This window comes from Janthinobacterium violaceinigrum (genome assembly GCF_009208555.1).
In the GTDB taxonomy this organism is placed as follows: domain Bacteria; phylum Pseudomonadota; class Gammaproteobacteria; order Burkholderiales; family Burkholderiaceae_D; genus Janthinobacterium; species Janthinobacterium violaceinigrum.
The window spans coordinates 22,194-28,961 of sequence record NZ_WFLI01000058.1; the positions used below are offsets into that span (position 1 = coordinate 22,194).

Below are 6,768 nucleotides of genomic sequence, written 5' to 3' on the forward strand. Positions count from 1 at the left end.
GTGTTATTCCGCTATAAAAAGTTCGATGCCCAGCTTTTGCAGCCCTTCGCGGTACTCCTGGCTGATGCTGGCATCGGTGATGACGGTATCGACGCGGTCCAGCTGCACGATGCGGTGCAGGCTGACGCGGCCGAACTTGGAGGCGTCCGTGAGGACGATGATTTTCTTCGCCCGTTCCACCATCTTGTGGTTCAGGCTCGCTTCCGCTTCGTGGTGGGTGGTGACGCCAAACTGCAGGTCGAAGCCATCCACGCCCAAAAACAGCTTGTCGAAACTGTAGGCCTGCAAACAGGTTTCCGCCTGGCTGCCCTGGATCGACAGCGACTGCTTGCGCAGCAGGCCGCCCGTGAGGATCAGGTCCACGCCCGGTGCGTCGGCCAGTTCCCACGCGATGTTCAGACCATTCGTGGCCACCGTCACGCCGGTCGCGTCGCGCAGATGGCGCGCCAGCGAGATGGTGGTGGTGCCCGAGTCGATGATGATGTTGTCGCCCGGTTCCACCAGCCGCGCGGCATAGGCGCCGATGCGCTCCTTCTGCTCGTGGTTGATGGCGTCCTTCTGGCGTATCGTGTGCTCGGGCGGCGGCGTGCGCGTCAGGGTCGCGCCGCCGTGGCTGCGCGTGGCCATGCCTTGCGCTTCCAGCGCATTGAGGTCGCTGCGGATGGTGACCGCGGACACGCCGAGCTTTTCCACCAAATCGGTCACTTGCACCGAGCCCTGCTGGGCAAGCATTTGGAGGATGGATTCACGGCGTTGGCTGGTATTTCGCATGGTGGCGGGCTCAGTAAAAAAATGAAAATACCGAGCTTAACAGATTGCCGCTTCGGCAATGGGGGGCAGTGCCGCATTGCGGTTGCAGGCGCGCGCATATTGCGCCAGCAAGCCGCCGATCTTGTGCTCGATCAAGGCCGGCGCCTGGGCTTGCAGGCTGCCCTGCACCACGGCCAGGTACTGCTCCGGCAAGTGCTGGCTCAGCAGCGGCAGCGGAATCGTCACGGCGTCCAGGTTGGCCAGCAGCTTGTCGACGGTGGCCGCCACTTCCGGCTCGCCCCAGTAATAGCGGCAACGGTCGCTCAAGCCGTAGCGGCGCATCAGGCGCTGTTCCTCGGGCGTGCCCAGGTAATGCTTGATCCAGTTCTTCGGCTTGGCCACCATCACGTCGTCGAGCACCTGCATCAGCTGCGAGGTGGCGTGCGCCGGCAGCAGTTCCTGCTCGATCTGGCACAGCGCGTACAGCGCCTCGCGCAGGGCGAAGGTGGCGGCCGGACCCACTTTCAGGATGGCGAAATGGTCGCGCACCATGGCGTGCAGCGCCGATTCGCGCTGGTAATCGGTGGAATGGGCTTCGAACACGAGGCCGGGCTGCTCGGCCACGAAGGCCGACAGTTCGGCCGCCGCCGGCGCGTCGTAATGCTGGATGCTGCTCTGGTCGAAATCGACGCCCGGCTGCACCACCATGGCGATGACCCTGCGCCAGGCGCCATGCAGCTCATTGTCGAGGAAGGCGCGGCGGTGCACGTCCAGGGTGCGGCGCGCCGCCTGCGGGCTGGTGACGGCGCCGGCCTGCGCCAGCGATGCCTCGCCGCCGGGAATCGGCACTTCCGTGCCGATCACGTAGACGGGCGGCGCAAAGCCGGCCGCGGCAGCGGCCGTTTCGGCGACGATGCACAGGCGCGCCGAACGGGCGGCCACGGTTTCATCGTCGAGCTGCAGCGGGTCATCAAGGCAGCGCATGCTGCAATCGAGGTGGATCTTGTGGAAACCGGCCGACGCATATGCGGCGATCAGGGTCTCGGCGTGGGCCATCGCGGTAGCCGCATCGAGATGCTGCCAGGCGTTCGGCCCCAGATGGTCGCCGCCCAGCACCAGGCGCTCGGTGGGGAAACCCTGTTCGCGGGCCAGTGCCAGCATGGTGTCGCGGAAGACGGCCGGCGTCATGCCCGTGTAGCCGCCGAACTGGTCGACCTGGTTCGAGGTCGCTTCGACCAGCAGCACCGTGTCGTACTCGCTGGCCACGCGCATGGCGGCGCGCAGCACGCTCGGGTGGCTGCAGCAGACGGCGTACAGTCCCACGCGCTCGCCGCGGCGGTGCGCCTTGATCACCTGCTGGATGGGCGACAGGGTAAAAGTCGGGGTTTCCACTTGCTTCATCATGTTTACGCCTTCGTATGTTGTCGTATCAAAAGGGCCGCGCCGCGCGCGCCGCCGGCGTCGCCAAAGCGGGGCGGCAAGATGGGCGGCACGTGCACGCCGGGGAACAGATGGCGCTTGACGGCGGCCGGCAGCTTGTCGTACAGGTGGGGCAGTTTGGACAGGCCGCCGCCGAGCACGATGACGTGCGGGTCGTAGGCCAGCACCAGGCCGGCCAGCGCGTGGCCCAGCACGTCGAGGTGCACGGCCACCGTGCGTTCGGCCACGGCGTCGCCCATGTTGGCGCGCGCCACGATGGCCAGCGGCTCGGCGCCGTCGCCGCCGAAGTGCGCGTGCAGCTTGCTCATGGCGGGACCGGAGACATAGCGTTCCAGGCAGCCCGTCTTGCCGCACGGGCAGGGGTATTCGGCCAGGCCGTGCTGCGCCTGCAGGGTGGCGGGCAGGGTCCAGTGGCCCCATTCGCCGGCCACGCCGTTAAAGCCGCGCAGCAGCTGGCCGCCCACGCAATAGCCGCCGCCGGCGCCCGTGCCGAGGATGGCGCCGAACATGCTGGCGGCATTGTCGGCCGCGCCGCCTTGCGCTTCCGACAGGGCGAAGCACTGGCAGTCGTTGCCGATGGCGACAGGACGTTTCAAGGCCTGCTGCAGGGTCTGCGCCACCAGGCGGCCGTTCAGGGCGGGCACGTTGGAGCTCAGTTGCCGGCCGCTGGCGCTGTCGATCACGCCGGGCAAGCCGATGCCGACGGGCGCCGCCGTGCCCAGGGCGGCGTCGCCGCGCGCCACCAGGTCGACGATGGCTTGCACGAAGGCGGCAAAATCGTCGCCCGGCGTGGCCACCCGTTCGCGGAACACCTCGGCCAGCGCGCCATCGCGGTCGGCAAAGGCGACCAGCTCCATCTTGCTGCCGCCGATGTCGATGCCGTGGTAGCCCAGGGGACGGTTAGAATTGGTCATGGCCATAGATGGTGACGCCCTGCACGACACGGTTGACGATGCCGCCGGCGAATGGATTGTCGGGGCGCAATTGCAGCAGCGCGGACTGGTGCAGCGCATATTGCTGCGCCATCAGCAGCCACAGTGGCGCCAGCCAGGCGTCGGGCCAGGCCGGCGCGTCGGCTGACAGGTCGCCGCCGATGCCCACCGTCAGGCAGCGCTGCGCCACGCTGTCGCGCTGCAGTTCTTTCAGCAGGTCGTCTTCGTACTGGCGCGCCAGCGGCTTGCTGCTGCGCAGCAGGATCACCAGCGACTCCGTGGTGACGGCCGATTTTGGGCCGTGGCGGAAGCCCAGCGGCGTATTCGCCATCGCCATCACGCGGCCGCCCGTCAATTCCAGGATTTTCAATGCCGCTTCCTTTGCCAGCGCTTCCAGCGGGCCGCTGCCCAGGTAGACCACGCGCTGCACGGCTTGCGAGCCCAGGTCCGCCACGGGGGCCGACCAGTCGCGCAAGGCCTGTTCGCCCAGGCCGGCCAGGGCCTCCAGGCGCTGCAGGTCCGTATCCTTGCCCAGCACGGACAGGGCCGCCAGCAGCATGCTGGTAAAGCTGCTGGTCATGGCGAAGCCGCGGTCGCAGCTGCCGGCCGGCATCAGCAGGTTATAGGTGTTGCTGTCGTTGGCGCCCTGGCGTGCCAGCTTGCCGTCCGCGTTGCAGGTGATGTTCAAGAAGCGCGCGCCGGGCACGACCTGGCGCAGCAGCTCCACGGCCGCCAGGCTTTCCGGGCTGTCGCCGCTGCGGGCAAACGAGACGAGCAGGGTGGGCGCATCCGCTTCCAGGTACAGCTCATGGTGCGTCAGCAGGGTGGTGGTGGCGATGGCGCGGATCTGCGCGGGCCAGGCCGCATTCAAGGTGTCGACGACGATTTCGCCCACGTAGGCCGAGCTGCCGGCGCCCGTCAGGATGACGCGCTGCGCAGGGTTGGACAGCGCGTCGCCGAGGAAGGCAGCCAGGCTGGCTTGCTCGTCGCGCAAAATGGCAGCCAGCGCGCGCCAGATGGCCGGCTGGTGCGCGATTTCCTCGGCCGTGTGCAGGCCGCCGATGTCGCGCCAGGTTTGAATGTCACGCTGAAGAAGGGTAGTCATGGAGTGTCAGTAAAGTGTTTGTTGGAGAAAGCATAAATACTAAATTTCGAAAAGTCAAATACGAAAGCAAAACGAAAGTAAATTATTTCGCGGCTTGCGAAATAATGTCGTTTTATAAGGGCGGAGATGGCTCTCAAGCGTGCTGCAGTGCCGCATGACAGCCTGTGCGGCTGCGGCCTGTCGCTGAAATGCCACGATAACGAAAGTTTTTTTTGTGCGATTTTGGTGATTCGTAAGATAAATGCGCTAATTTTGGGCATTTTATTAATAAATTGCTGCCAAAACTTTCTTTTGATTGACGATATTTATTTTTCTTCTTAAAGTATTTCCATCACTTCGATTTTCTGAAAGCCTACAGATGAAACCTCTCCCGCTTCCCCGCCGCGCCCTTGCCGCCTGCGTCCTCGCCGCCCTTGCCACCCTGGCCGCGCCAGGCGTGCAGGCCGCGCCCATCGGCAACCTGACCAGTCTGAGTGCCGTGCATGGAGCCGACGTGGCCAAGGGCGATGCGCTGGGCTGGGATGTGCGCAGCGACACGGGCGTGCAGCTGCGTATCAGCCTGCCGCAGGTGGACGTGCTGCGCATCCAGGCGGGCGGCAAGGGAGGCTTGACGGAGCCCGGCGACAAGGCCGCGCCCATCGTCGTGGGCCAGCCCGCCGCGCAGGTGGCGTACCAGCTCAGCGAGCAGGCCGACCATATCCTGATCAGCACCGAGGCCCTGAGCCTGCGCATCGACCGCAAACCCTTGCGCTTTACCCTGTTCCGCAAGGGCGACGCGACGCCGCTGTGGCGCGAGGTGCAGCCGCTGTCGCTCGACGACAAGCAGGGCGTGCAGGTGCTGTCCAGCCTGCCGGGCGAACGTTACTTTGGCGGCGGCCAGCAGAATGGCCGCTTCGAATTCAAGGGCAGGCAGGTGCCCGTGTCGTACTCGGGCGGCTGGGAAGAGGGCGACCGCCCGAATCCCGCGCCATTCCTGATGAGTTCACGCGGGTGGGGCATGCTGCGCAATACCTGGTCCGACGGCAATTACGACTTGCGCGACACGCAGCAAATCTCGCTGCAGCACGCGGAAGGCCGCTATGACGCGTATTTCTTCGTCGGCAAGGACGTGCGCGACGTTGTGGCCCGCTACACGGACTTGACGGGCCGCGCCCGCATGCTGCCCCGCTGGGCGCTGGAATACGGCGACGCCGATTGCTACAACGACGGCGACAACGTGAAAAAGCCCGGTTCCGTGCCGAAGGGCTGGACCGATGGCCCCACGGGCAAGACGCCGGACGTGGTGGAAACGGTGGCGCGCAAATACCGCGAACACGATATGCCGGGCGGCTGGATACTGCCCAACGACGGCTATGGCTGCGGCTACACGAACTTGCCGGAAACGGTGAAGGGCCTGGCCGGCTACGGCTTCCGCACGGGCCTGTGGACGGAAAACGGCGTCGACAAGATCGCCTGGGAAGTGGGCCAGGCGGGCAGCCGCGTGCAAAAGCTGGACGTGGCGTGGACGGGCAAGGGTTACCAGTTCGCCATGGATGCGAACAAGTCGGCCTATGACGGCATCCTGAACAACTCCGACAGCCGGCCATTTCTGTGGACGGTGATGGGCTGGGCCGGCATCCAGCGCTACGCCGTGGCGTGGACGGGCGACCAGAGCGCCAGCTGGGACTACATCCGCTGGCACATCCCGACCCTGATCGGCTCGGGCCTGTCCGGCCAGGCGTATGCGTCCGGCGACGTGGACGCCATCTTCGGCGGCAGCCCGGAAACCTATCTGCGCGACTTGCAGTGGAAAAGTTTTACGCCCGTGCTGATGGGCATGTCCGGCTGGGCCGCGGCCGAGCGCAAGCACCCGTGGTGGTTCGAGCAGCCGTACCGCGACATCAACCGCCGCTATCTGAAACTCAAGATGCGCCTCACGCCGTATATGTATACGCTGGTGCGCGAAGCGGAGCAATCGGGCGCGCCGCTGGTACGGGGCCTGATGTGGGACTACCCGCAAGACCCGGCCGCCTACACGGAAGCGTACAAATACCAGTTCCTGCTGGGCCGCGACGTGCTGGTGGCGCCCGTCTACCGCAGCCAGGCCGTCAGCGGCGGCTGGCGCAAGGGCATCCACCTGCCGCAGGGCACGTGGTACGACTACTGGGATGGCCGCCAGGCCACGGCCGACGCCAAGGGACGCGACCTGGACCTGCAGGTCACGCTCGACAAGCTGCCCGTGTTCGTGCGGGCCGGCGCTATCCTGCCCATGTATCCGGAAATGCTGTACGACGGCCAGAAGCCGAAGGACCAGCTGACCCTCGATATCTACCCGCACGGCGACTCCGAATACACCTTGTATGAAGACGACGGCAACACGCGCCAGTACCAGGGCGGCGCCTACAGCCAGCAAGTGATCCGCATGCGCCAGACGGCCGGCGACGTGCGCGTGGAGATTGGCGCCGTCGACGGCCAGTACCAGGGCCAGGAAGCGCGCCGCGGCTACGCGCTGCGCATGCTGGCGGGCCAGGCCCCGGCCGCCGTGCGGGCCGGCGAGCGCGT

Annotated in this window: 5 protein-coding genes; 1 reads left to right on the plus strand and 4 read right to left on the minus strand. The window is 66.1% G+C overall.

What is annotated here, in order from left to right; genetic code table 11:
• Window positions 1-3: 3 nt before the first annotated feature.
• The 4 genes from GCN75_RS27455 to GCN75_RS27470 are packed head-to-tail and all read right to left on the minus strand — an operon-like array spanning window position 4 to window position 4,227.
• Window positions 4-771: a DeoR family transcriptional regulator gene (locus tag GCN75_RS27455; RefSeq protein WP_034781637.1), complete on the minus strand. Its 768-nt coding sequence runs from the start codon at window positions 769-771 to the stop codon at window positions 4-6.
• 36 nt (window positions 772-807) lie between these two features.
• On the minus strand, window positions 808-2,151 hold the full coding sequence (locus GCN75_RS27460; protein WP_226941602.1) for a D-tagatose-bisphosphate aldolase, class II, non-catalytic subunit: 1,344 nt from the start codon (window positions 2,149-2,151) through the stop codon (window positions 808-810).
• Between the two features lie 5 nt (window positions 2,152-2,156).
• Window positions 2,157-3,104 (minus strand): ROK family protein, encoded by a 948-nt coding sequence (locus GCN75_RS27465; protein ID WP_152285177.1) that lies wholly within the window; start codon window positions 3,102-3,104, stop codon window positions 2,157-2,159.
• On the minus strand, window positions 3,091-4,227 hold the full coding sequence (locus GCN75_RS27470) for an SIS domain-containing protein (RefSeq protein ID WP_152285178.1): 1,137 nt from the start codon (window positions 4,225-4,227) through the stop codon (window positions 3,091-3,093). The genes GCN75_RS27465 and GCN75_RS27470 overlap by 14 nt, the downstream gene beginning before the upstream one ends.
• Before the next feature lie 358 nt (window positions 4,228-4,585).
• Here GCN75_RS27470 and GCN75_RS27475 point away from each other — a divergent pair.
• The coding region (locus GCN75_RS27475; protein WP_152285179.1) for a glycoside hydrolase family 31 protein at window positions 4,586-6,768 on the plus strand (2,183 nt) is incomplete at its 3' end.